The organism is Stenotrophomonas sp. SMYL41, from assembly GCF_036319965.1.
Taxonomy (GTDB): Bacteria; Pseudomonadota; Gammaproteobacteria; order Xanthomonadales; family Xanthomonadaceae; genus Stenotrophomonas; species Stenotrophomonas maltophilia_R.
The window spans coordinates 108,990-132,477 of sequence record NZ_JAWIRX010000016.1 but is presented as its reverse complement, the minus strand read 5'-3'; the positions used below and the strand labels follow the sequence as shown (position 1 = coordinate 132,477).

16 protein-coding genes are annotated in these 23,488 nt (G+C 68.3%); 11 read left to right on the top strand and 5 right to left on the bottom strand.

Translation table 11 applies throughout. The annotated features are described in order from the left end of the window. Positions 1 to 191 precede the first annotated feature (191 nt). Complete coding sequence (locus tag V3B30_RS17545; protein WP_100473664.1) at positions 192 to 740, bottom strand: Dps family protein; 549 nt, start codon at positions 738 to 740, stop codon at positions 192 to 194. An 86-nt stretch (positions 741 to 826) separates the two neighbouring features. On the opposite strand from V3B30_RS17545, the gene hrpA reads away from it, so the two are divergent. Continuing rightward, complete coding sequence (gene hrpA, locus V3B30_RS17540) at positions 827 to 4,909, top strand: ATP-dependent RNA helicase HrpA (RefSeq protein WP_262082875.1); 4,083 nt, start codon at positions 827 to 829, stop codon at positions 4,907 to 4,909. Between the two features lie 75 nt (positions 4,910 to 4,984). Here the strand turns inward: hrpA and V3B30_RS17535 are convergent, their stop codons facing one another. Next, positions 4,985 to 5,509, bottom strand: a complete 525-nt coding sequence (locus tag V3B30_RS17535; RefSeq protein ID WP_262082874.1) for a hypothetical protein — start codon at positions 5,507 to 5,509, stop codon at positions 4,985 to 4,987. 130 nt (positions 5,510 to 5,639) lie between these two features. Between V3B30_RS17535 and V3B30_RS17530 the strand changes: the two genes are divergently transcribed. Next, the gene (locus V3B30_RS17530) at positions 5,640 to 7,796 is read left to right on the top strand and encodes a bifunctional (p)ppGpp synthetase/guanosine-3',5'-bis(diphosphate) 3'-pyrophosphohydrolase (RefSeq protein WP_262082873.1); all 2,157 of its coding nucleotides are present in this window, start codon (positions 5,640 to 5,642) and stop codon (positions 7,794 to 7,796) included. 30 nt (positions 7,797 to 7,826) lie between these two features. Beyond that, positions 7,827 to 9,392 (top strand): hypothetical protein, encoded by a 1,566-nt coding sequence (locus V3B30_RS17525; protein WP_262082872.1) that lies wholly within the window; start codon positions 7,827 to 7,829, stop codon positions 9,390 to 9,392. Here the strand turns inward: V3B30_RS17525 and V3B30_RS17520 are convergent. Then, positions 9,389 to 11,488: a glycosyltransferase gene (locus tag V3B30_RS17520; RefSeq protein ID WP_262082871.1), complete on the bottom strand. Its 2,100-nt coding sequence runs from the start codon at positions 11,486 to 11,488 to the stop codon at positions 9,389 to 9,391. The genes V3B30_RS17525 and V3B30_RS17520 overlap by 4 nt on opposite strands. Before the next feature lie 96 nt (positions 11,489 to 11,584). Here V3B30_RS17520 and mrcB point away from each other — a divergent pair, with 96 nt between their 5' ends. The 4 genes from mrcB (at position 11,585) to tsaB (ending at position 17,541) form a co-directional block, all read left to right on the top strand. Next, a complete protein-coding gene (gene mrcB / locus V3B30_RS17515) occupies positions 11,585 to 14,011 on the top strand; it encodes a penicillin-binding protein 1B (protein WP_262082870.1) in 2,427 nt (808 codons plus the stop codon). After that, the gene (locus V3B30_RS17510) at positions 14,008 to 14,544 is read left to right on the top strand and encodes a hypothetical protein (RefSeq protein WP_262082869.1); all 537 of its coding nucleotides are present in this window, start codon (positions 14,008 to 14,010) and stop codon (positions 14,542 to 14,544) included. Before mrcB ends, V3B30_RS17510 begins: the two co-directional genes overlap by 4 nt. Positions 14,545 to 14,769: 225 nt before the next feature. Continuing rightward, the gene (locus V3B30_RS17505) at positions 14,770 to 16,818 is read left to right on the top strand and encodes an ATP-dependent DNA helicase (RefSeq protein WP_262082868.1); all 2,049 of its coding nucleotides are present in this window, start codon (positions 14,770 to 14,772) and stop codon (positions 16,816 to 16,818) included. Positions 16,819 to 16,827: 9 nt separating this feature from the next. Beyond that, positions 16,828 to 17,541: a tRNA (adenosine(37)-N6)-threonylcarbamoyltransferase complex dimerization subunit type 1 TsaB gene (gene tsaB, locus V3B30_RS17500; protein WP_262082867.1), complete on the top strand. Its 714-nt coding sequence runs from the start codon at positions 16,828 to 16,830 to the stop codon at positions 17,539 to 17,541. Between the two features lie 478 nt (positions 17,542 to 18,019). Here tsaB and V3B30_RS17495 read toward each other — a convergent pair whose 3' ends face one another. Then, on the bottom strand, positions 18,020 to 18,904 hold the full coding sequence (locus tag V3B30_RS17495; protein WP_100473654.1) for an energy transducer TonB: 885 nt from the start codon (positions 18,902 to 18,904) through the stop codon (positions 18,020 to 18,022). Continuing rightward, on the bottom strand, positions 18,904 to 19,851 hold the full coding sequence (gene gshB / locus V3B30_RS17490; protein ID WP_262082866.1) for a glutathione synthase: 948 nt from the start codon (positions 19,849 to 19,851) through the stop codon (positions 18,904 to 18,906). Before gshB ends, V3B30_RS17495 begins: the two co-directional genes overlap by 1 nt. Before the next feature lie 240 nt (positions 19,852 to 20,091). On the opposite strand from gshB, the gene pilG reads away from it, so the two are divergent. Genes pilG through V3B30_RS17470 form a run of 4 tightly spaced genes read left to right on the top strand, consistent with a single transcriptional unit; the run spans position 20,092 to position 23,482 of the window. Further along, positions 20,092 to 20,493: a twitching motility response regulator PilG gene (gene pilG / locus V3B30_RS17485; protein WP_005418455.1), complete on the top strand. Its 402-nt coding sequence runs from the start codon at positions 20,092 to 20,094 to the stop codon at positions 20,491 to 20,493. Positions 20,494 to 20,511: 18 nt separating this feature from the next. Continuing rightward, positions 20,512 to 20,874, top strand: coding sequence for a response regulator (locus V3B30_RS17480; protein WP_005410717.1), 363 nt, complete (start codon positions 20,512 to 20,514; stop codon positions 20,872 to 20,874). Beyond that, positions 20,874 to 21,404: a chemotaxis protein CheW gene (locus tag V3B30_RS17475; RefSeq protein ID WP_100473652.1), complete on the top strand. Its 531-nt coding sequence runs from the start codon at positions 20,874 to 20,876 to the stop codon at positions 21,402 to 21,404. Before V3B30_RS17480 ends, V3B30_RS17475 begins: the two co-directional genes overlap by 1 nt. A gap of 41 nt (positions 21,405 to 21,445) precedes the next feature. Continuing rightward, positions 21,446 to 23,482, top strand: coding sequence for a methyl-accepting chemotaxis protein (locus tag V3B30_RS17470; protein ID WP_262082865.1), 2,037 nt, complete (start codon positions 21,446 to 21,448; stop codon positions 23,480 to 23,482). Positions 23,483 to 23,488: the final 6 nt, after the last annotated feature.

The window sequence follows — 23,488 nt, the reverse complement described above, 5'->3', positions numbered from 1 at the left end:
CGGGGTGGGTTCGGTTGCGGGGGCGTGAGCGCCATGGATGGCGCGACCGAGCCTACATGGACGTATTTACGGCGTCCCCCGCAACCGGACCCACCCCGCCTACCCACAGGAAACCAGCTTTTGCTCCGGTTGTTGCCTTTGCCGTTACCTCTGCGGGTGCAGGGCGCAGCCCTGCCGAGCCCCCCAAACCCTTACTGGAGCAGCGAGCGCAGCATCCAGGCGTACTTCTCGTGCGTCTGCAGGCGCTGGGTCATCAGATCCTCGGTCGGGGCGTCGTCACCCTTGGCCGCCACCTCCAGCACTTCACGTGCCGTACGGCAGACCGCTTCGTTGGCGACCACCAACTGGCGTACCATTTCACGCCAGTCCGCACTGTCGGTCAGGCCCGGTTCCTCGGCGATCGAGGTCAGCGCAGCGAATTCCCGGTAGGAGCCCGGGGCATTGAAGCCCAGCGCGCGGATGCGCTCGGCCACGTCGTCCAGTGCCGCCCATTGCTCGGTGTACTGCGTCTCGAACATGGTGTGCAGCGAGTTGAACATCGACCCGGTCACGTTCCAGTGGAAGTTGTGGGTCTTCAGGTAGAGCGTGAATGCATCGGCCTGGAAGCGCGACAGACCGTCGGCGATCTTCTTGCGGTCGCCCTGGGTGATCCCGATATCGATGTTCGGCGCCGACGGTGCCGCCGTTGCCAGCTTCTGCTTGCCGGTCTTGGCCTTGGTCGTGCTCTTGGTCTTCGCCATGGGGTTCCTCCTTGTGGAATCGTTGGCCTTCACAGTAAATCAGTCTCGATGACTGGTCGCTTTCAAAGTTTTGAACGAACCGATTGATGAACGCTATCGATAAAAATCCGACGTCCCGCCTGCGCCAACAGCGCGCCGCCATCGACGGTGCGATGAGCCGCGACCGGGGCCGTTTGCTGGGGATGCTCTCGCGTTGCCAGGCCAAGCCACAGGATGCGGCACTGGCCGCCACCTTCGAGCAGGCCTTGCAGGCGTCGGTGCAGCGCCGGCAGGTCCGGGCGCTGCAGCAGCCGTCCATTACTCTGGACCCGCAGCTGCCGATTGCGCGTGAAGCCGACGCCATCATCGAGCTGATCCGCGACCACCAGGTCGTGGTGATCGCCGGTGAAACCGGCTCGGGCAAGACCACCCAGCTGCCGAAACTGTGCCTGGCCGCCGGCCGTGGCCAGGCCGGCATGATCGGCTGCACCCAGCCGCGACGGATTGCCGCACGTGCGGTGGCCAGTCGCGTGGCGCAGGAACTGCAGAGCGAACTGGGCCAGCTCGTCGGTTACCAGGTGCGCTTCAACGACAAGGTCAGCGACGACAGCCGCATCAAGTTCATGACCGACGGCATCCTGCTGGCGGAGATCGCCAGTGACCGTTGGCTGTCGAACTACGACACGATCATTGTCGACGAGGCGCACGAACGCAGCCTCAACATCGATTTCCTGCTGGGCTACCTGAAGCAGCTGCTGCGCAAGCGCCCGGACCTGAAGCTGATCGTGACCTCGGCCACCATCGACACCGAGCGCTTCGCCCAGCATTTCGACAATGCGCCGGTGATCAGCGTGGAAGGCCGCACCTATCCGGTGGAAGTGCGCTATCGCGCGCTGGAAGGCGAGGGCGAAGACCAGGGCGAGCGCACCGTCAACGATGCCATCGTGTCGGCCATCGACGAGATCACCCGCCTGGATGCGCGTGGCGACGTGCTGATTTTCCTGCCGGGCGAGCGCGAGATCCGCGATGCGCACCAGTCGCTGGAGCGCCGCAAGTACCGCAATACCGAGGTGCTGCCGCTGTACGCGCGCCTGTCCAACCAGGACCAGGACCGGGTGTTCAATCCCGGTCCGAACCGGCGCATCGTGCTGGCCACCAACGTGGCGGAAACCTCGCTGACGGTGCCGCGCATCCGCTACGTGGTCGATCCGGGCTTCGCCCGCGTCAAGCGCTACAGCCCGCGCAACAAACTCGATCGCCTGCACATCGAGCCGATCTCGCAGGCCAGCGCCAACCAGCGCAAGGGCCGTTGCGGGCGTATCGCCGAGGGCATCTGCTACCGCCTGTATGCAGAGGCCGACTTCCAGGCGCGGCCGGAGTTCACCGATCCGGAAATCCGTCGTTCCAGCCTGGCCGGGGTGATCCTGCGCATGCTGCAGCTGGGCCTGGGCCGTATCGAGGAGTTCCCGTTCCTGGAAGCACCGGACGAGCGCGCGGTGGCAGACGGCTGGCAGCAGCTGACCGAACTGGGTGCGATCGACGCCGAGCGGCGCATGACCACCATCGGCAAGCAGATGGCACGCCTGCCGGTGGACGTGAAGCTGGCGCGCATGCTGGTGGCCGCGCAGGCCGCCGGCTGCCTGCGGCCGATGCTGGTGATCGCCTCGTTCCTGGGCATCCAGGACCCGCGCGAGCGCCCACCGGAAGCGCGCGGCGCTGCCGACAGTGCGCATGCACAGTTTGCCGATGGCCGATCTGAATTCGTTGGTGTGCTGCGCCTGTGGGATGCCTACCGGCAGGCCCATGAAGACCTGACCCAGTCCAAGCTGCGTGACTGGTGTGGTCGGCATTTCCTCGGTTTCCTGCGCATGCGCGAATGGCGCGAGCTGCATCGCCAGCTGCGCCTGCTGTGCGAGGAACTGGGCTGGAAGGAAGAGGCCAACGAAATGGCGATGGCGCCATTGCTGGCCGGCAGCAGTGCACCGGCCCCGGTGCGCGATGATGCCGCTGCAGTGAAGGCCACCCGTGGGCAGCTGCACCGTGCCGCGCGCCTGGCCCGCGAAGGCAAGGCGGAAACCGCCCCGGCGGCGGTGGCCGTGCGTGCGCAGAAGGAACAGGTGCCGATTGGCGGCGGCTTCAGCGAGCGCGCGCGTGCCGCCGCCTACCAGACCCTGCACCGGGCGTTGGTGGCGGGCCTGCCGACACAGATCGGCCATCGCACCGAGAAGGGCGACTTCCAGGCGCCGCGGCAGCGCCGTTTCCTGCCGTTCCCGGGCTCGGCGCTGTCCAAGCGGCCGCCGCCGTGGCTGCTGGCTGCCAATCTGCTGGATACGCAGAAGGTGTGGGGCATGACCCTGGCCGCGATCGAGCCGGACTGGGTGATTGCCGAATTGCCGCACCTGCTGTTGCGCAAGCACTTCGACCCGCACTGGTCGCGCGCGCAGGGCCAGGTGCTGGCCTCCGAGCAGATCAGCCTGTTCGGCCTGGTGCTGGCCCCGAAGAGGCCGGTGCACTACGGCCGCATCGCGCCGGGCGAGGCGCACGACATCTTCGTGCGCCAGGCGCTGGTGACGGGCGAGATCAACACCCGCGCCAGCTTCGTGGCCGACAACCAGAAAGTGCTGGAGATCGCCCGCGAGGAAGAAGCCAAGCTGCGCCGCGCCGGCATCGTGGCTGACGAGGACTGGCAGGCGCGCTGGTACCTGGACCGGGTGCCGCCGCAGATCCATTCGGCTGCCGGCCTGGATACGTGGTGGAAGGGGCTGGCGCCGGAGCAGCGCAAGACCCTGCACTGGTCGCTGGTCGATCTGTTGCCGGGTGAGGGCAGCGAACAGGAGCGCTACCCGAAGTACCTGCCACTGGGCCAGGCGCGCCTGCCACTGCACTATCGCTTCGAGCCGGGAGCCGACGATGACGGCGTGACCCTGGACGTGCCGCTGCACCTGCTCAACGCGCTGGACCCGGTGCAGCTGGGCTGGCTGGCGCCGGGCTTCGTCGCCGACAAGGCCTCGGCACTGATCCGCAGCCTGCCCAAGGCGATGCGGCGCAATTACGTGCCGGCACCTGACTTCGGACGCGCCTTCTTCGAGGCGTTCCCGCAGCCCAGCGCCGATGCCATCACCGGCGAACTGGCGCGTTTCCTGTCACGTGCCACCGGTGCGACGGTGACGGCGCTGGATTTCGAACCCGGTTCGATCGAACCGCACCTGCACATGAACCTGCGCCTGCGCGACGAGCACGGCAAGGTGCTGGCAACCTCGCGCGACCTTGATGCGTTGCGCGCGAAGTTTGGTGGCCGTGCCGGCGATGCCTTCGCTGCACGTGCCGGCCGCGAGATGGCGGCCGATGGCCTGCGTACGTTCCCGGCGACGCCGATTCCGCTGCAGGTGCCGGGTGAAGCCGGCGTGCCGGCCTATCCGGCGTTGCTGGACGAGGGCGACAGCGTGGCGCTGCGCATCTTTGCCGACCGGCAGCAGGCGCAGGAGGCTCATCCGCTGGGCGTGCGCCGCCTGCTGGAGATCGCGTTGGCCGAGAAGGTCAAACAGGCGCGCAAGCAGTTGCCGGTCGGTGCCAAGACCGGCCTGCTGTATGCCGCGATCGAATCGCAGGAACGCCTGCGCGGTGATCTGGTCGATGCGGCGATGAACGCGGTGCTGGCCGAGGGCCTGGAAGACATCCGCGATGCGGCGGCCTTCGAGCAGCGCCGCGAGCATGCCGCCAAGGCGCTGTTCGGCGAGGCGATGTCGCGGCTGAAGCTGGCCGAAACCATCCTGGCACTGGTGGCGGAACTGAAGCCGATGCTGGAAGCACCGTTGATGGGCTGGGCGCGCGGCAACCTGGACGATATGGAGGCGCAGCTGGCGGGCCTGATCCATCCCGGTTTCCTGCGTGATACGCCGGCCGATGCACTGGCGCAGTACCCGCGCTACCTGAAGGCGATGATCCTGCGCACCGAGCGCGCCAAGCGTGATCCGCCGCGCGACCAGGCACGCATGCTGGAACTGCATCCATTCCTGGAGGCGCTGGAGACCGGCGAGCAGCAGGGGCTGCGCGACCGGCCGCAGTGGCAGGCCCTGCGCTGGGATCTGGAAGAACTGCGGGTATCGCTGTTCGCCCAGGAGCTGGGCGCACGTACCGGCATTTCGGCGAAGAAGCTGGCGCAGCGGGTGGCCGCACTGCGCCAGGCGTAAATGCGTGCAATGGCCGCCCCGTCGGGCGGCCATTGCCGCCGGGCATGGACCCGGCGCGGTCGGAATGCCCGGGTGTTACTTGGTGCGGCGAACCTTCGGCTGCACGTTCACACCGTCCACCTTCATGTACCAGGCTCCCATCACGCCGGGGCGCATGCTGACGTTCGGGGCTTCCTTGCGGCCGCCGGAATAGTGCGTGGCATCTATCTGCTCCCACTCCTGGCCGTTCTGCAGTACGTAGCGGCGGCCCTGGCCGAAGCCACGGAATTCGCCCTGCAGGTTGCTTTCGATCGGCTCGCTGCTGCCGAAGTCGAGGAAGCCCCGGTTCTTCTTGATCACTTCCTGGCGGCCTTCTTCGCGCGCTGCGGCGACGGCCTGCGTAGTGGCTGCCTCCACTTTGCCCTGCAGCCAGCGATTGAGCGTGGCCAGTTCGTTGGCACTGAGCTTTTCCAGGCCGGCGGCCTTGAACTCGGCGGGCGACATCTGATGCTGCAGGTCGCCCTCCACCACGCGCTGGGCCAGCGCTGGCGCGGAAAGGAACAGCAGCACGGCGGCACAGGCCAGCATCCGTGGACGGACGCGCAGGGCAATGGAAGGCATGGCAGGTCTCTCCTGGGTGTGCTGGCGAGTGTAGCGGCATGTCTTCATGCCGGGTGATGGTGGCCGCGGTGATTGTCCCTGAACGGCGCCGGCGCTAGTGTAGGGGCCTCTGCCTTACCTGCTCGATGCTGTGAACCGCGCTTCCGTCCCTGGCCTGGATGCCTTGTTGAACCGTCCCTCGGCAGCCGTGCTGCCTGCTCCGCTGCGCCAGGCCCTGCGTGAGCAGTGGGAAGCGCCGGACTGCGACCACCAGATGCGCGCCACCTGGTCGGTGCTGGGCGATACCCTTGATGCGCTGGCGATGCTTTCGGCCGACGAGGGAGCGGTGGTGGCAGCTTTGCTGTTCGACCTGCCGGGCCTGCGCGCCAGCCTGGACCCGCTGCCGCTGGGCAGCCACAAGGCGGCGGTGATCGGCCTGCTCGATGGCCAGGACGCTGCAGATCCGGTGTGGGCACTGCATGCCGGCCGTGAGGCCGGGCGCAACAGTGAAGGGCTGCGCCGGCTGCTGCTGGCGATCATCCGCGACCTGCGCGTGGTACCTATCCTGCTGGCACGCCAGCTGGCGCGGATGCGTGCGGCCGACAAGCTGGATGACGAGCAACGCCGCGCGCTGGCGCAGCTGACCCGCGACATCCACGCGCCCCTGGCCAACCGCCTGGGCATCTGGCAGCTGAAGTGGGAGCTGGAGGACCTGGCGTTCCGCCACCTGGAACCGGAGACCTATCGCCGCATCGCCCGCGAGGTGGACGAGACCCGAATCGCACGCGAGCGCTATGTCGAGAACGTCAAGAAGGTGCTGTCGCGCGAGCTGGTCGCGCAGGGCATCACGGCCGAAGTCAGCGGCCGCCCGAAGCACATCTACAGCATCTGGCGGAAGATGCAGAAGAAGCGGCTGGCGTTCGACCAGCTGTACGACATCCGCGCAGTGCGGGTGATGGTGGACGACGTCGCCGCCTGCTACGCCGCGCTGGGCGTGGTGCACGCGCTGTGGGCGCCGGTGCCGAGCGAGTTCGACGATTACATCGCCCGACCCAAGGCCAATGACTATCGCTCGCTGCATACCGCCGTGGTCGGCCCGGAAGGGCGCACCATCGAAGTGCAGATCCGTACCCATGAGATGCACTCGCAGGCCGAGCTGGGCGTGGCCGCGCACTGGAAGTACAAAGAGGGTGGCAAGGGCGCGGAGAAGTCCTTCGACCGCAAGATCACCTGGATGCGCCAGCTGCTGGAACAGGCGCAGGACGGGCAGGGCAATGAACTGGCCGGGGCGCTCGATGCCGAGCTGACCGAGGACCGGGTCTATGCGCTGAGCCCGAAGGACGAGGTGCTGGACCTGCCGCAGGGGGCCACGCCGCTCGATTTCGCCTACCAGGTGCACACCATGGTCGGGCACCGCTGCCGCGGCGCGAAGGTCAACGGCCGTATCGTGCCGCTGACCTATCGGTTGCGCAGCGGCGACCGCGTCGAGATCCTGACCGGCAAGGAAGCCGACCCGCGCCGCGACTGGCTGATGCCGGCCAACGGCTTCCTGGCCAGCAACCGGTCACGTGAGAAGGTACGCAGCTGGTTCCACAAGCTGGACCGTGCGCGCAACGTGCAGGCCGGTCGCGAGCTGCTCGAGCGCGAACTGAAGCGGCTGGGCCTGCAGCACTCGGACCTGGCCGTCGCCGCGAAGAAGTTCCATGCCGACAGTGTCGATGACCTGTACATCCAGGTCGCGCTGGGCGATACCGGCCCGAACCAGGTCAGCCGTACGCTGCTGGAAGCGGAGCGTGCCGCCAGCCAGCCGGCGCCCGCGCCGAGCCTGCCGCGGCCGACCGCGCGCCGCGAGAACCTGGGCAAGTCCAAGTTCACCGTGCAGGGCGTGGGCAACCTGCTGGTGCAGCTGGCACGCTGCTGCCAGCCGGTGGCCGGCGAGCCGATCATCGGTTACCTGACCCGTAGCCGTGGTGTCACCGTGCATCGTGCAGACTGTGCCGCGCTGGCCCGGCTGGCAGCCACCAGTCCGCAGCGCATCCTGCCGGTGGAGTGGGGCCAGGCCGGCGGCGGCTACGAAGTGGACGTGGTGGTCACTGCCGTCGACCGCCGCTGGCTGCTGAAGGACATCACCAACCTGATCGCCCAGGAAGACGCCTACGTGCTCGACATCCACAGTGACAACGTGCGCAACAGTGGCCGTGCCCACCTGCGGCTGCGCCTGAAGGTCAGCGACTACGGGCAGTTGTCGACCCTGCTGGGCAAACTGGATGCGCTGCCGGGCGTGAGCGAGGCGCGTCGCCTCGGCTGAGCTTCACGCTGCCCCGGCTACCCTGCACGCATGGAACGCGAGCCCCCGCATCGCCCGCATGGCGCTGAACACCCTGCGCTGGACCGCGTCCGTCGCGAGGGCCGTTGGTGGTGGCTGCAGGCGCGCCATGCGCGCCGGGTGTGGCGCTGGGCGCTGCTCGCAGCGCTGGCGGTGTTCGTGCTGCTGGTGCTGCTGCGCAAGCCGCTGGCCGACTGGTTCTGGGATGAGCCGCAGATCGAGCAGCTGCTGGCCGAGGGCGATCGTGCACTGGCTGCCGGTCGCCTGAGCGATGCCGATGGCAGTGGTGCGCGCGAGCGCTACCAGGCGGTGCTGGCGCTGGACGGTGATCGCCCGCAGGCGCGCCAGGGCCTGGCCAGTACCGGCGCGGCAGCACTGCAGCAGGCGCGCGATCGCCTGCAGGCTGGTGACCTGGACGGCAGCGCGCAGGCGCTGGCGCTGGCCCGTGAGCTGCAGGTGCCACAGGGCGAAGCCGATGCAGTCGCCCGCCAGCTGCAGGCGCGACGCAGCGCCGGAGCGGGTATTGGTGCGTTGTTGGCACAGGCGCGCAACGCGTTCGCAGCCGGACGCCTGGATGACGGCGACAGCAGTGCGTTGCCCTTGTTCCAGCGCATCCTCGCCTTGCAGCCGGACAACCTGCCGGCGCTGGAAGGGCGCGAAGATGCGCTGAGCGACCTGCTGCTGCAGGCGCGCACGCTGGCGGGGCGCGGAGAGCTGGCCGAGGCCGCCGCGATCCTGCGTCGTGCCCGCCAGTTCGATGCCGGTCATGCCGATCTGCCGGCCAGCGAGGAAGCCCTGGCGCGGGCGGTCGAGCAGCGCTTGCGGCAGGCACAGCGCGCATTGCAACGGCAGCAGCTGGAAGCAGCGTCCAAGGGCTTCCTGGCGGTGCTGGCGGTGGCTGCCGATGATGCCAACGCCCAACGGGGGCGTGAGCAGGTGCTGCAGGCAGTGCTGGCGCGCAGCCAGAAGCGCGCCGACGATTTCCAGTTCGATGCGGCGCAACGTGATGCGGCGCTGGCGGTGGAGCTGGGGGCTTCGCAGGCAGTACGGCAACAACTTGCGCAGCGCCTGCAGCGTGCGCAGCAGGCGCAACAGGCCCTGCAGCAGCCCGCGATCAGTAAGGCGCAGCGCGAACGCCAGCTGCGCGACCACCTGCGCAAGATCGAACGCGCCGAGCGTGCAGGGCAGTGGATCAGCCCACCGGGGCACAGCGCGTTCGACGCGCTGCGCGAAGCACAGTCATTGGCCCCCCGCGACGCGCGGGTGAAGGCCGCTGCAGCACGCCTGCTGCCCGCCAGTCGCCGCTGCTTCGACGACAATCTGCGGCAGAACCGGGTACAGGCGGCAGGCGCCTGCCTGCAGGCCTGGCAGACGCTGTCACCGACCGCAGCGGGCCTGCCCTCGGCGCGGCTGCGGTTGGCCCAGCGCTGGCTGGCGATCGGCAGCGAACGGCTCGGCAATGGCGACCTGGCCTTTGCTGCGCGCGCCGCCGAACAGGCGCGGTTGCTGCAACCGGACCTGGCCGAACTGCCGGCATTCGAAGACCGCCTGCGTCGCGCCGGCGGACGTGCGGACTAGGCGAAGAACACCCGCTGCACGGTCGCGCGGGCGGCATCAAGTGAGAAATGCTGGGCGACGTTGGCCAGGCCTGCATCGGACAGCTGCTGCCACAGCTGCGGATCCTGGTACAGGCGGATCACCGCATCGGCGAAGCCGGCGGCGTCATCGGCCACCAGCACGTCCTGGCCCGGGTGCAGGTGCATGCCTTCCACGGCACAGGTGGTACCGACCACCGGCTGGCCATGGGCCATGCTCAGGTTGATCTTGCCCTTCACGCCGGCGCCGAACCGCAGCGGCGCAATGGCAATGCGCGCACCGTCCATGTAGGGGGTGATGTCTTCGACGAACCCGTGCATCTGCACGCCCGGCTGGCGTGCGGCAAGCGCCAGCAACGACTCCGGCGCCGCAGCACCGATGCAGTGCAGGCGCACCTCGGGCAGCCGGGCGCGGATGCGGGCGAAGACCTCGCCGATGAACCATTCCATGCCATCCAGGTTCGGTGGATGACGGAAACCACCGACAAACACCAGGTCGCGCCGCTGCTCGAACACGGCACCGGCACCAGCGACCTCGTGCAGGTTGGAGATCAGCTCCACCCGCACCCGCGGTGCGTCGGACTGCAGCTGCTCCCGTTCGGCCGCACTGACCAGCACGGTGATGTCGCACTGCTCCATCACGGCCAGTTCGCTGCTTCGGGTACGTTCGGCTGCACGCAGCAGGGTTGCGTCGCCGGCCACTTCGGCACCGCGGCGTTCGCGCAGGTAGTGCAGGTCAACGGTGTCGAATACGGTGCGTGCCTGCGGCGCATAGCGCTTGAGCAGCGGCAGGCATTCATGGGCTACATGGTGACGCACCATCATTGCCACGTCGAAACGCGATCCGTGGTTGCGCAGCCAGCCGGCCACGCCGTCCAGGAAGGGCGCGTACCAGACTTCCACGCCCATGCGTTGCAGCGCTTCGGTGGCCGCACCGGCATGCTCGCGCCGGGTCGGTACGAACACCACGTGGGCACCGCCCTGCAGCAGCAGGCGGATCAGATTGACCTGGCGCAGCGACCCGGAATCGCGATCCGGTTGAGGTACTTCCTCGTCCAGGATCAGCACCTGGCGCCGGCCGCGCAGCAGCAGCGCCGGAGACGGCACTTCGCCGACCGCCGGATGTCGGCCCAGTTCGGTAGCCCAGCGGGCGGCGAAGATGGCCTGGTTGCGCACCTGGTAGGCCTTCACCCCGCTGCCGGTGTCGGTACCGTTGCTGGTGCCTTCGTCGTGGATCACCCGGCTGGCCGGCTGCACCAGCACGCGCAGGCCCTGTGCACGCACGCGGAAGGCCAGGTCGGTGTCCTCGTAGTACGCCGGCTTGTAGCGGGTATCGAAGCCATCCAGCTGCTGCCAGAGGGCGCGCGGCAGCATCAGCGCCGCCCCCGAGCAGTAGTCGACGTCGCGCAGGCTGGCAAAGCGCGGATCATCGGCGGCCTCGAAGCGGCCGTAGCTCCAGCCACTGCCATCGGCGAAGATCACCCCGCCTGATTCCTGCAGGCGGCCATCGGGGTACAGCAGCTGGCTGCCGACCAGGCCGGCGTCGGGCATGCTGCCGAAGGTGCCCAGCAGGGCATCGAGCCAGCCTGGCTGCGGCACCGTATCGTTGTTGAGCAGTACCACGTAGCGGCCGCGCGCGCGCGACACACCGTCATTGCAGGCTTCAATGAAACCGCCGTTGTGCTCGCGCACTTCATAGCGCAGCCCGGCCACCTGCGGCATCCACTGCGCGGTGGCGTCGCTGCTGCCGTCATCCACCACCAGGATCTCGCACGCGGCCGCCGGCGGGTACGCCGCCAGGGCGCGCAGGCAGGCCAGCGTGTGGTCGACGTGGTTGTAGACCGGAATGACGATGCTTACCTCCGGCGACTCGCTGAACGGCACCGTGAAGGGGGTGAAATCCTGTGCCGGCGGCAGGAACAGCGGCGTGCGCGGAGCGGGAACGGCGCGCTGGGTATGCACGCGGATGCGCTGCCAGGTGGCCCGCCACCCACGGGTGCGCAGGCTTGCCAGGCTCCGGCGGGCCAGGCCCGACAGGCGGTTGATCAGGTATCGGATCTCGGCCAGGGACATCGCCATCCGGTTGCAACTCCAGCTTAAGCAGGGGAACCCGGGAGAATTCGCCAGCCGCAGTGGCTGGGGTAGACTCGCCAGACCCTACATTCTCGCATTCCCGTGCCCCGACGCTACGATTCCGACGACATCGACGATTTCGACGACGACCAGCAGGACAACGGTCCGCTGTGGCGGCGCCGGCTGATCACCTGGAGCATGGCTGCGGTCGCGTTGGGATTGGGTTTCCTCATTCCCTATACGCTGTACCTGAACCAACAGGTGACCCAGCGTTTCGGCGAGCTGCGCTGGCAGATCCCCACGCGCGTGTACGCGCGCCCGCTGGTGCTCACCCCCGGCAAGGCGATGGATGCCTCCACGCTGAAGACCGAACTGGCCGCCTCTGCCTACCGCGATGACGGGCAGGGCAAGGAGCCGGCCACCTATGCGGTGAACGGCGGGCGCTTTGTCATCTCCAGCCGCGGCTACAACGATGTCGATGGCCGGGTGGCCCCGCGCCGGGTGGAGCTGTCGCTGGCCGATGGCGGCGTGGCCTCGCTGCGCGATGCCGACAGCCGCAAGGCGCTGAAGGCTGCGCGGCTGGATCCGGCGCGCATCGCCACCCTGTACGGCCAGAAGCAGGAAGAACGCCGCCTGATCCGCATGGACGAGGCGCCGGACCTGCTGGTGACCGGCCTGCAGGCAGTGGAAGACAAGGACTTCAACCGCCATCACGGCATCGATCTGTCCGGCATTGCGCGCGCGGTGTGGGTGACGATCCGTTCCGGTGGCCAGAGCCGCCAGGGCGCGTCGACGCTGACCCAGCAGCTGGCCCGCAGCGGCCTGCTCGGCATCGGCAAGGAACAGACGGTCACCCGCAAGTTCAATGAGGTGCTGTACGCACTGATCATGGAGGCGCGCTACGACAAGCGCACCATCTTCGAGGCCTATCTCAACCAGGTGTACCTGGGCCAGCGCGGCAGCCAGGCGATCCACGGCATGTCGTCCGGCGCCGAGTTCTGGTTCGGCCGCGACCTGCAGTCGCTGGAGACCGAGCAGATCGCCCTGCTGATCGGCCTGGTCAAGGGGCCGTCGTTCTACGACCCGCGGCGTAACCCGGAACGCGCGCTGGATCGCCGCAACTTCGTGCTGGGCAAGCTGCACGAGGCCACGCTGATCGACGATGCCGAGTACCAGCGCGCGCTGAAGGCACCGCTGGGCGTGCCCAAGACGCCGGGCCTGGTGGCAGCCAACCGCTTCCCCGCCTACGTTGACCTGGTCCGCCGCCAGCTCGGCCATGACTATCCGGAATCGGCGCTGCAGGGCGCGGGCCTGAGCGTGATGACCGGCATGTCGCCGTCCGCGCAGGCGTATGCCGAAGGCGCGGTGACCCGCACCATCAAGTCGCTGGAAAGCCAGCGTCGTCCTGAACTGCAGGCTGGCATGGTGTTGACCGACGTGCACAACGGTGACGTGCTGGCGGTGATCGGCAGCCGTGAGGTGTCCGAGGTCGGCTTCAATCGTGCGATCGAAGCGCAGCGCCCGGTCGGTTCGCTGCTCAAGCCGTTCGTGTACCTGCTGGCCCTGGCGCAGCCGGACCGCTACTCGCTGGCCAGCTGGGTGGATGATTCGCCGGTGACGGTGCAGCTCGGCCGCGGCCGCAACTGGAGCCCCGGCAACGCGGACAACCGCAGCCACGGCACGGTCCGCCTGATCGACGCGCTGGCGCATTCCTACAACCAGGCCACGGTGCGCGTGGGCATGCAGGTCGGTCCCGAGCGCGTGACCCAGCTGATCCACGTACTGGCCGGCATCAAGGCCGAGGCCAACCCGGCGGTGATCCTCGGCTCGACCGACCAGAGCCCGTATGCGATGGCGCAGCTTTACCAGTTCCTCGCGTCCGGCGGCGAGATCCAGCCGCTGCACGCGGTACGTGGCGTGCTCGATCCGCAGGGCAAGCTGCTCAAGCGATACGACAAGACCCCGGCGCCTGCACAGGAAGGCGATTCGATTGCCGCCAACCTGATCAGTGTCGGCCTGCAGCAGGTGGTCGCCAGCGGTACCGCGCAGCGGCTCAATGCCGATGGCCTCGGCCGCCTGCAGCCCGCCGGCAAGACCGGCACCACCAACGATGGCCGTGACAGCTGGTATGCCGGCTACACCGGTGACCATCTGGCGGTGATCTGGATCGGCAACGATCAGAACGAGCAGGCCGGTCTGTATGGCGCCACCGGCGCGATGCGGGTCTGGTCGGGCATCTTCCAGCGCCTGCCGAGCGCGCCGCTGCGGGTCAGCAACAAGGGCCTGGACTGGCAGTCGGTGGCACCCACCGGCCTCAACAGCACCGATGAAGGCTGCCCCGGCGCGCGCCGTTTCCCGTTTGTGGTGGGCTATGCGCCGGCTTACGCGCCGTGCGCGCCGGCCGTGTCGCCGGACGGGCAGGGTGGGGCCGAAGGCGAGGGCGGTGGCTGGCGCAGCTGGTTCGGCCTGGACCGCAAGCCGGAAGCGCCTGCCGAACCTGCCCCCGCTACTCCTCCCCCGAGCCGATGATGCCGATGAACATGCGATCCCTGCTGCAGCCCCTGGTCCTGAGCGGCCTCAGCCTGGCCCTGGCCGCCTGCGTGAGCAGCGCACCACCGGTGGTCAAGCCGGTCGATACCACCACGCCGGCGCAGCGTCTGGCTGCCGTGGATGCAGCAGCGGGGCCGGATGACAAGGAGCTGTCGGTGCAGCCGCTGCGTGACTCGCAGGTAGAAGACCTGCGGTTGACCGCACAGGCGCAGCGCCAGGCCAACGATCTGGCCGGTGCCGCCAACAGCCTGGACCATGCACTGGAGATCGTGGCGAGTGACCCGGCGGTGCTGCAGGAACGTGCCGAGCTGGCGCTGCTGCAGGGCCAGTGGGCGCAGGCGGAAACGTTCGCGCGCAAGGCGATCGACCTGGGTTCGAAGACCGGCCCGCTGTGCCGCCGGCACTGGGCGACGATCGAGCAGTCGCGCCTGGCGCGCGGCGAGAAGGAAAATGCGGTGTCGGCGCATGCGCAGCTGGAGGGCTGCACGGTGCCGGGGATCAAGCGGTACTGAGTTTTCAGCCAACGGCGCAGCCCCTCGTGGCTGTGGGTTGGTCGCTGAAGCCAGAAGCAAAAGCCGCGCTGGGCCGGGCGGGTTGGGTTCGCGGGGGACGCCGTAAACCCACAGTCCCCCGCCAGTCCCCAGTACAACCCAGAGCCAAGAACGCCGTTGCTGTTGCTCTGGCTCCGGGTTGAAACGGGTGCCGGGCAGCGCCCGGCCGGGTATCCTTTCCCTCTGATGTCCGACCTTGTCCATGCCAGCCGCGAAGCCCTCAGCGAAGGCGGCGCGCTCGCCTCGCACCTGGATGCATTCGTCCCGCGTCCGGCACAGCTGCACCTCACCGAAGCCATCGCCGATGCGCTGCAGCAGCGGGACCTGCTGCTGGCCGAGGCCGGTACCGGCACCGGCAAGACCTTTGCCTATCTGGTGCCGGTGCTGCTGTCCGGGCTGCGCACCATCATCTCCACCGGCACCCGCGCGCTGCAGGACCAGCTCTACCACCGCGATCTGCCGCGCGTGCGCCAGGCACTGGGCGTCGGCCTGCGCAGCGCACTGCTGAAGGGTCGTGCGAACTACCTGTGCCGCTACCGACTGCAGCAGGCGCGGGGTGAGCCGCGGTTTTCCAGCCCCGAGCAGGCCGCGCAGTTCCAGCGCATCCTGGCCTGGTCCGGACGCTCGGAGTTTGGTGACATCGCCGAACTGGAAGGCCTCGCCGACGACTCACCGCTGCTGCCGATGGTCACCTCCACCGTCGACAACTGCCTGGGCACCGATTGCCCGTTCTGGGACGACTGTTTCGTGGTGCGCGCGCGCCAACGTGCGCAGGCCGCTGACGTGGTGGTGGTCAACCATCACCTGCTGCTGGCCGACCTGGCACTGAAGCAGGACGGTTTCGGTGAACTGCTGCCGGGGGCGCAGGCCTTCGTCATCGACGAGGCGCATCAGTTGCCGGAGTTGGCCGCGCAGTTCTTCGGCGAAGGTTTCGGCATGCGCCCGTGGCAGGAACTGGGGCGCGACTGCCTGGCCGAAGCACGCGGCGTGGGCGGTGCGCAGTCGGCCCTGCAGGAACCGGTCGACCAGTTGCAGCAGGCATTGCTGGCGTTGCGATTGGCGATGGAGGGGTTGCCGCCGCGTGGTACGCAGTGGCGTGCGCTGGCCATGCCACAGGTGCGCGATGGATTCGATACGGTGATGGCCGGCCTGGCCACGCTGGAGCAGGCATTGCAGCCGCTGCGCGAAGCGGCTGCGGGCCTGGACGCCTGCCATGCAAGGGCGCGCGAGGCGGTGTCGCGGCTCCAGCGCTGGCTGGGCGATGATGAGCCCACCCTCGATTTCGATGCCGATCCGGCGGAGGCCGCCCGTGCTGCCGATGTGCTCTGGTACGAACTCACGCCGCGTGGTTTCCGCTGCCAGCGCACGCCGATGGACGTGTCCGGCCCGCTGCGCGAGCATCGCGAGCGCAGTCGCGCGGCCTGGATCTTCACCTCGGCCACGCTGACCGTGGGCGGTGGCTTCGATCACATCGCTGCACGCTTGGGCCTGGACGATCCGCACACGCTGGTCCAGCCGAGCCCGTTCAACTGGCCGGAGCAGGCGCTGTGTTACCTGCCCGAAGGCTTGCCTGATCCGGCCGCACGGGGCTTCGGTACTGCCCTGATCCAGGCCCTGCGGCCGGTGTTGCAGGCATCGCAGGGCAGGGCATTCCTGTTGTTCGCCTCGCACCGTGCATTGCGCGAGGCCGCCGAGGCATTGCGCGACGGACCATGGCCGTTGTTCGTGCAGGGCGAGGCGCCGCGCGCGACGCTGCTGCAGCGTTTCCGCGAATCGGGCAATGGCGTGCTGCTGGGCTCGGCCAGCTTCCGCGAGGGTGTGGACGTGGTGGGCGAGGCGTTGAGCGTGGTGATGATCGACAAGCTGCCGTTCGCGGCGCCGGATGACCCGGTGTACGAGGCGCGGCTGGAGGCGATCCGCAGCCAGGGCGGCAACCCGTTCCGCGATGAGCAGCTGCCGCAGGCGGTGATTGCGCTGAAACAGGGCGTCGGCCGCCTGATCCGCAGCGAGAGCGACCGTGGGGTGCTGGTGTTGTGCGACCCGCGCCTGCTCAACCGCGGCTATGGCCGGGTCTTCCTCGATTCACTGCCGCCGTTCCGACGTACCCGCAGCCTGGCCGATGTGCAGGCCTTCTTTACGCCACAATGGACACCCGTGGCCGATGATGCGGCTGCCCCGGCCGCGGATGCGGCGGGCCCGGTGCCGGTACCCGGTGCCACGTTCCCCTTGCTCTGACCCGATCCGATGAAACTGCTTGCCTTTGAAACCGCCACCGAAGCCTGTTCCGTTGCCCTGCATGTTGATGGGCAGGTGCTGGAACGCTTCGAGATCGCCCCGCGCCGGCACGCCGAACTGAGCCTGCCGTGGGCCGAGGCGCTGCTGGCCGAAGCCGGTATCAGCCGCCGCCAGCTGGACGGCATTGCGCTCAGCCGTGGCCCCGGTGCGTTCACCGGTGTGCGCCTGGCGATCGCCATTGCCCAGGGCATCGCACTGGCGCTGGACCGGCCGCTGTTGCCGGTCTCGACGCTGCAGGTGCTGGCGCTGCAGGCACCGGCGGAAGAAATGCAGATCCTGTCGGCGATCGATGCGCGGATGGGCGAGCTGTATGTCGCGCGCTTCGAGCGTGTGGACGGCCTGCCGGTGGCGCGCGACGCCGAACGCGTGTGCGCGCCTGCCGCGGTGGCGCTGCCGGAAGGGCTGTCCGCCTATGGTGTGGGTACCGGTTTCGGTGCTGCCGAGGGCGCACTGCTGGCGCACCTTGGGGCTGGCCTGCGCGGATTCGATGCCACCGCATTGCCGCGCGCGTCGGACGTACTGGCACTGGCGGTGCCGGCGTTCGCTCGCGGCGAAGCCATTGCACCGGAGAGGGTCGAGCCGGCGTACCTGCGCGACAACGTGGCGCTGACCCTGGTCGAGCAGCAGGCGGCGCGCGAGGCGAAGGCGAAAGCCAACGGCTGAGCCCCTCGTGGCGGGGTTGGTTGATCGCGTAAATCAAAAGCCGCGCTTGACCGGGCGGGGAGGGTTCGCGGGGGGCGCCGTGAACCCGTCCATGGGGGCTTGGCCGCGGACACCCCCGCGAACCCATCCCGCCCTGCCTCTGACAGTTACCGTGTGCGTCCGCCACGGAAAATCAAAAAAAAGAAAAGTCAAAGTCAAAAGCGGATCGCTTCGCTCGCATCCACGCGTAGCGTGGATGTGTGTCGACCAAGGTCGACACCTACCAATAGCAAAAATGCGCCGCGATCTGTCAGAGGTGTGGCGGGGTGGCTGGGCAGGACCGTTGGCGCCATGGATGGCGCCATCGAGCCCCCAGGGATGGGTTTACGGCGTGTCATGACCAGCCACCCGCCACACCAAAACCACAGTCCAACCGCCGCTTTTGACGTTGACGTTGACGTCCAGCGGGTCCCGGGCCGCAGGCCCGGGCAACAAAACCCTACCGATCGTCGTGCAGGGTGCCGCCGGGCAGGAACACCCACGTGCGGGTGACCTGCAGGATGTCGATCTCGTCCTCGGTCTCCGGCAACGGCGGGAACGGCTGGGCCAACTGCACCACCCGCAGTGCCGCCTCATCCAGCAACGGCGTCCCGCTCGAACGCAGGATCCGGCTGCTCTCCACGCTGCCATCGCGGCGCACGCCCACGCTGATCACCACCTGGCCGCCGAGCCGGCGCTGCCGGGCCTCGTCCGGGTAGTTCAGGTTGCCGACGCGCTCGGCGCGGTCGACCCAGGCACGCAGGTAGTTGGCATAGGCATATTCGCGCGTGCTGGCCGACACGAATTTGCGGTTCGGGCGCTTGGCGTACTGCGCGGAGCGCAGATGCACCTCGGCCGCCAGCCGTGCCATCTCGGCGTCGCGCTGCTCGCGTGCGGTCAGCGGTGCATCCGGCTCGGGCTGCTCCGGTGTCGGCCGCGGCTGGGCCTGGGCCACCGTCTCTTCGCCATTGCGGCTGCTCACCACGCGCGCCTGCGGCGGCGGAACCGGTGCGGCCGACTGCTGCTGTTGCGGCACCGGGCTCAGCCCGGCCTGCGCCTGCGGCACGATGCCCGCCTGGTTGTCGCGCGGGCGCTGTGCACGGTCGTGCTCGCCCCCGCCTTCCTGGCTGGCAGCGGCAAGGAAATCAGCCTGCTTCGGCGTCAGCGCGGTGCGGGTCTGGCTGAAGATGACCTCCAGCGTCGGTACCAGCGGAGCATCGCCCTTCACCGCAAAGCCCACGCCCAGGATCAACAGGGCGTGGACCAGCACCGACAGCGCGATGGTGGCCCCCAGCCGTTGCGCTTCGCGCGGCGGCGGTGGCAGGACGGCAGGTGCGGACGGCATCAGCGTAGGCCGGCCTCGAGCGCGTCGAACAGGGTGCCGGCAATGTTCAGGCCGTACTGCGCGTCCAGTTCGCGCACGCAGGTCGGGCTGGTCACGTTGACCTCGGTCAGGTAGTCGCCGATCACGTCCAGTCCGACAAAGCGCATGCCGCGGCGCTTCATCTCCGGACCGACCTGGGCGGCGATCCAGCGGTCGCGCTCGCTCAGCGGGCGCCCTTCGCCACGGCCGCCGGCCGCCAGGTTGCCGCGGAACTCGTCACCCTGGGGGATGCGTGCCAGGCAGTAGTCGACCGGTTCGCCGTCAACCAGAAGGATGCGTTTGTCGCCGGCAGTGATGTCGGGAATGAACTTCTGGGCCAGCGCCAGCTTGCGGCCGCCCTCGGTCAGGGTTTCCAGGATCACGTTCAGGTTCGGATCGCCCTGCCCGCTGCGGAAGATCGAGCGGCCACCCATGCCGTCCAGCGGCTTCAGCACGGCCTGGCCGTGTTCCAGGGCGAAGGCCTTCAACGCCTTGGCATCGCGGCTGACCAGGGTCGGCGGGCAGCACTGCGGGAACAGCAGGGCAGCCAGCTTCTCGTTGTAGTCGCGCAGGCCCTGCGGGTTGTTGACCACGCAGGCACCGGCAGCGGCGGCCACGTCCAGCACCTGGGTGTCGTAGATGTACTCGGCGTCGACCGGCGGGTCCTTGCGCATCAGCACGATCTGGCCGGGACCGAACTCGGTACGGCTGAACGCGCCCAGCTCATACCAGCCGGCCGGGTCGTCGCGCACCTGCAGCGGCGCGGTCTGGGCTACCGCCACGCCACCCTCCAGGGCCAGCCCGCCCGGCCGCACGTAGTGCAGGGCATGGCCGCGGCGCTGGGCTTCCAGCAGCATGGCGAAGGTGGTGTCCTTGGCGATCTTGATGTGGGCGATGGGGTCCATCACCACGATGACGTTCAACGGCATGGGCGCACCTGTCAGGCAAGGCGTTGATGGTAGCGGCAACGCTGGCCGCGCGCCTCCCTGCCGTACTGCAACGCAGCGTCCGCCTGCCGGCGGCGCAGTCATTGCGAACCCGGTCACGTTCAGCCGGGCGCCACCCCCTGCGCGGTGGACCGGCCTTGAAGCGGGCGCGGAAAGTGCGATATAGATACGCTTTCGCAGCGGCTCCCGCCAGAGATTGGGCCGTGCGCTTGGGGATAGGCAATGACTGAAAACACGACTGCGGGCGGGGAACTCGCAGGACTCCGGGTGATGGTCATCGATGATTCGAAGACCATCCGCAGGACTGCGGAAACGCTGCTCAAGCGCGAAGGCTGCGAGGTGGTCACCGCCACCGACGGCTTCGAAGCGCTTGCCAAGATCGCAGACCAGCAGCCGCAGATCATCTTCGTCGACATCATGATGCCGCGCCTGGATGGCTACCAGACCTGCGCGCTGATCAAGGGCAACCAGCTGTTCAAGGCGACCCCGGTGATCATGCTGTCATCCAAGGATGGTCTGTTCGACAAGGCGCGGGGGCGCATCGTCGGCTCGGAGCAATACCTGACCAAGCCTTTCACGCGCGAAGAACTGCTGGGTGCCATCCGCACATACGTCAACGCCTGACCAGGGGGGAAAGGCACAATGGCTCGTATCGTCCTGATCGAGGATTCACCGACCGACCGCGCGGTGTTCACCCAGTGGCTGCGCCGTGCCGGCCACGAGGTGCTGGAAGCGGACAACGCCGAGGATGGCCTGCAGCTGGTCCGCGACCAGGTGCCGCAGCTGGTGCTGATGGACGTGGTCCTGCCCGGCATGAGCGGTTTCCAGGCCACCCGTGCAATGGCCCGTGATGCGGCGATCAAGCACATCCCGGTGATCATCGTCAGCACCAAGGCGATGGAAACCGACAAGGCCTGGGGCCTGCGCCAGGGCGCAGCCGATTACATCGTCAAGCCGCCGCGCGAGGATGAACTGATCGCGCGGATCAACGAACTGGTGGCCTGATGCGCTCGCCCTTCGACATCCTTGAAGCCTACGAACGGCGCAGCCTGGCCCACGCGGTGCAGCTGCCCGGGCGGCAGTTCGCCCAGGACCTGTGGCGTGGCGTCGGTTTCCGCGTCGGCCAGCGCCGGCTGGTGTCCGATTTCCGCGAAGTGGTGGAAATCGTGCCGATGCCGCCGGTGACCCCGGTACCCTGCGCGCAGCCCTGGCTGCTGGGCGTGGGCAACCTGCGCGGCAACCTGTTCCCGGTGGTCGACCTGAAGTACTTCCTGGAAGGCACGCGCACCGTGCAGCAGGAAGGCCAGCGCGTGCTGATCATGCGCCAGGCCGGCGGCGACGTCGCACTGACCATCGATGAACTGTTCGGCCAGCGCAGCTTCGAGCTGGAACAGCAGATCGCGGCCGGCACACTGGCCGAAGGTCGCTACGGCCATTTCGTTGACCGTGCCTTCCATGCCGACGGCCATGACTGGGGCGTGTTCTCGCTCTCGCTGCTGTCGCGCACCCCTGAATTCCGGCAAGCCGCGGCCTGAGGCCGGGCATCGCCCCCTGCATTGAAGATCGAGGTTGAACGATGAGTACTGCTTCGGACGCCACCAAGACCGGCAAGCTGCGGCTGGGCGGCAGCAACCTCTGGCTGTTCCTGCTGCTGGCATCGATGATCCTGTTCGGCGTCAACACCGGCGTCGCTACCTGGCAGGGCAGCCGCCTCGCCGACGCCGGCTCCAAGGCCGCCGACCTGCAGGTGCTGTCGCAGCAGCTGGCCAACCAGGGGCGTGATGCGGTCGGCGGCAACGCCCAGGCCTTCACCGCCTTCAAGGCCACCCGCAACGCGATCGAACAGAACGTGTCGACGCTGCAGGGCCGCTACGGCAAGGAGCCGGGCGTATCCGGTGCCATCGCCACGCTGGGCGAGACCTGGGCACCGTTGGGCAAGCAGGCCGGGCAGCTGGTGGCCAGCGAGCCCGCTGTACTGGCCCTGGCCGGCAATGCCAACAACTTCACCGGCGCAGTGCCGGGCCTGCAGGCCCAGCTGAACGAGCTGGTGCGCGCGATGTCCGCCGCCGGTGCGCCGTCGTCGCAGGTGTACAGCGCACTGCAGCAGGTCGTGGTGGCCGGTTCGATGGCCCGCCGCGTGACTGAAATGCGCGCCGGTGGCAGTGCCGCCGCGACCTCCGGCGATGCACTTGCCCGAGATATCACCGTGTTCTCGCAGGTGCTCGACGGCCTGCGCAACGGCAACGAGGAACTGGGCATCACCGCCGTGCGCGGTGCCGCCGCCGTGGCTGCGCTGGAGCAGTCGCAGCAGAAGTGGGAAGCGATGAAGCAGGACGCCGACGCGATCCTGGCCAGCTCGCGCCAGCTGTTCGCGGCGCAATCGGCGGCCACCGCGCTGGGCCAGGGTTCGGCACACATGCTGGATGACAGCCGCAAGCTGTTCGATGCGTTCTCCTCGTTCGGCTCGGTGTCCGACACCCGCCTGTTCCCGAATTTCTGGATCGGCGTGGTGTCCGGTGCGCTGTCGCTGATCGCGATCATCGGCTTCGTCTCCACCAACGTGCGCAGCCGCTCGCGCGAGCAGGAACTGCGTTACCAGACCCAGGTGGAATTCAACAGCCGCAACCAGCAGGCGATCATGCGGCTGCTGGACGAAATCTCCTCGCTCGGTGAGGGTGACCTGACGGTGAAGGCTTCGGTGACCGAGGACATGACCGGTGCGATCGCCGACGCGATCAACTACGCGGTGGACGAGCTGCGCCATCTGGTGACCACCATCAACGACACCTCGGCCAAGGTCGCGATGTCCACCCAGGAAACGCAGGCCACCGCCATGCAGCTGGCAGAGGCGGCGGGCCACCAGGCCAACCAGATCACCTCGGCCTCGGACCGCATTGGCGAAATCGCCGCGAGCATCGAGCAGGTGTCGCGCAACTCGGCCGAGTCGGCCGACGTGGCTCAGCGTTCGGTGGTGATCGCCGCCGAGGGTGCCGGCGTGGTGCGCGAGACCATCCAGGGCATGGACCAGATCCGTGACCAGATCCAGGAAACCTCCAAGCGCATCAAGCGCCTGGGCGAGTCGTCGCAGGAAATCGGTTCGATCGTGGAGCTGATCAACGACATTTCCGAGCAGACCAACATCCTGGCGTTGAACGCGGCGGTGCAGGCGGCGTCGGCCGGTGAAGCGGGCCGCGGTTTCGCGGTCGTGGCCGACGAAGTGCAGCGCCTGGCAGAACGTACCTCGGGGGCGACCCGACGCATTGAAAACCTGGTCCAGGCCATCCAGGCCGACACCAACGAAGCGGTCACCTCGATGGAGCAGACCACGGCCGAAGTGGTGTCCGGTGCGCGCCTGGCCGAGGACGCCGGTACCGCGCTGACCGAGATCGAGCGCGTGTCCAACGCCCTGAACACCCTCATCAAGAACATCTCCATCGCCGCCCAGCAGCAGTCGGCCGCCGCTTCGGACATCACCCGCACCATGGGCGTGATCCGGCAGATCACCGGCCAGACGTCACAGGGTGCCGGGCAGACGGCAGAGTCGATCGGCCACCTCGCGCAGCTGGCGGCGGACCTGCGCCGTTCGGTCGCCGACTTCAAGCTGCCGGCGTGACGCGGG